This window comes from Bacillus sp. B1-WWTP-T-0.5-Post-4, assembly GCF_009183795.1.
Lineage (GTDB): Bacteria > Bacillota > Bacilli > Bacillales > Bacillaceae_G > Bacillus_A > Bacillus_A cereus.
Genome location: NZ_WEIJ01000029.1, coordinates 2,501 through 4,408, shown reverse-complemented (window position 1 = coordinate 4,408; position 1,908 = coordinate 2,501). Strand labels below are relative to the sequence as shown.

Sequence of the window (1,908 nt, the reverse complement as noted above, 5' to 3'; positions counted from 1 at the left end):
CATATTATATGGTTAAGTCCTCGATCTATTAGTATTCGTCAGCTCCACATGTCACCATGCTTCCACCTCGAACCTATCAACCTGATCATCTTTCAGGGATCTTACTAGCTTACGCTATGGGAAATCTCATCTTGAGGGGGGCTTCATGCTTAGATGCTTTCAGCACTTATCCCTTCCGCACATAGCTACCCAGCTATGCCCTTGGCAGAACAACTGGTACACCAGCGGTGCGTCCATCCCGGTCCTCTCGTACTAAGGACAGCTCCTCTCAAATTTCCTACGCCCACGACGGATAGGGACCGAACTGTCTCACGACGTTCTGAACCCAGCTCGCGTACCGCTTTAATGGGCGAACAGCCCAACCCTTGGGACCGACTACAGCCCCAGGATGCGATGAGCCGACATCGAGGTGCCAAACCTCCCCGTCGATGTGGACTCTTGGGGGAGATAAGCCTGTTATCCCCGGGGTAGCTTTTATCCGTTGAGCGATGGCCCTTCCATGCGGAACCACCGGATCACTAAGCCCGACTTTCGTCCCTGCTCGACTTGTAGGTCTCGCAGTCAAGCTCCCTTATGCCTTTGCACTCTACGAATGATTTCCAACCATTCTGAGGGAACCTTTGGGCGCCTCCGTTACACTTTAGGAGGCGACCGCCCCAGTCAAACTGCCCACCTGACACTGTCTCCCGGGTCGATAAGACCCGTAGGTTAGAATTTCAATACAGTCAGGGCGGTATCCCACCAGCGCCTCCACCGAAGCTAGCGCTCCGGTTTCAATGGCTCCCGCCTATCCTGTACAAACTGTACCAAAATTCAATATCAGGCTACAGTAAAGCTCCACGGGGTCTTTCCGTCCTGTCGCGGGTAACCTGCATCTTCACAGGTACTATAATTTCACCGAGTCTCTGGTTGAGACAGTGCCCAAATCGTTACACCTTTCGTGCGGGTCGGAACTTACCCGACAAGGAATTTCGCTACCTTAGGACCGTTATAGTTACGGCCGCCGTTTACTGGGGCTTCAGTTCAGAGCTTCGCTTACGCTAACCCCTCTCCTTAACCTTCCAGCACCGGGCAGGTGTCACCCCCTATACTTCGCCTTACGGCTTCGCAGAGAGCTGTGTTTTTGCTAAACAGTCGCTTGGGCCTATTCACTGCGGCTTTCCGTTAAGAAAGCACCCCTTCTCCCGAAGTTACGGGGTCATTTTGCCGAGTTCCTTAACCAGAGTTCTCTCGCACACCTTAGGATTCTCTCCTCGCCTACCTGTGTCGGTTTGCGGTACAGGCACCTTTTATCTCGCTAGAAGCTTTTCTTGGCAGCGGGGAATCAAAGACTTCGCTCCATAAGGAGCTTCCCCATCACAGCTCAGCCTTTACGATAAGCGGATTTGCCTACTTATCAGCCTAACTGCTTGGACGTGCACAACCAATCGCACGCTTCTTCTATCCTTCTGCGTCCCTCCATTGCTCAAACGATAAAGAGGTGGTACAGGAATATCAACCTGTTGTCCATCGCCTACGCCTGTCGGCCTCGGCTTAGGTCCTGACTAACCCTGAGCGGACGAGCCTTCCTCAGGAAACCTTAGGCATTCGGTGGACGGGATTCTCACCCGTCTTTCGCTACTCATACCGGCATTCTCACTTCTAAGCACTCCACCAGTCCTTCCGGTCTGACTTCACTGTCCTTAGAACGCTCCCCTACCACTGATACCATTGGTATCAATCCGCAGCTTCGGTGGTGTATTTAGCCCCGGTACATTTTCGGCGCAGAGTCACTCGACTAGTGAGCTATTACGCACTCTTTAAATGGTGGCTGCTTCTAAGCCAACATCCTAGTTGTCTAAGCAACTCCACATCCTTTTCCACTTAATACACACTTTGGGACCTTAGCTGGCGGTCTGGGCTGTTTCC

1 rRNA gene (running past one end of the window) is annotated in these 1,908 nt (G+C 52.5%); it reads right to left on the bottom strand.

Going from position 1 to position 1,908, the window contains the following annotated elements:
• Positions 1–8 precede the first annotated feature (8 nt).
• Positions 9–1,908, bottom strand: a 23S ribosomal RNA gene (locus GBN91_RS28430); it runs 1,022 nt beyond the window's last position.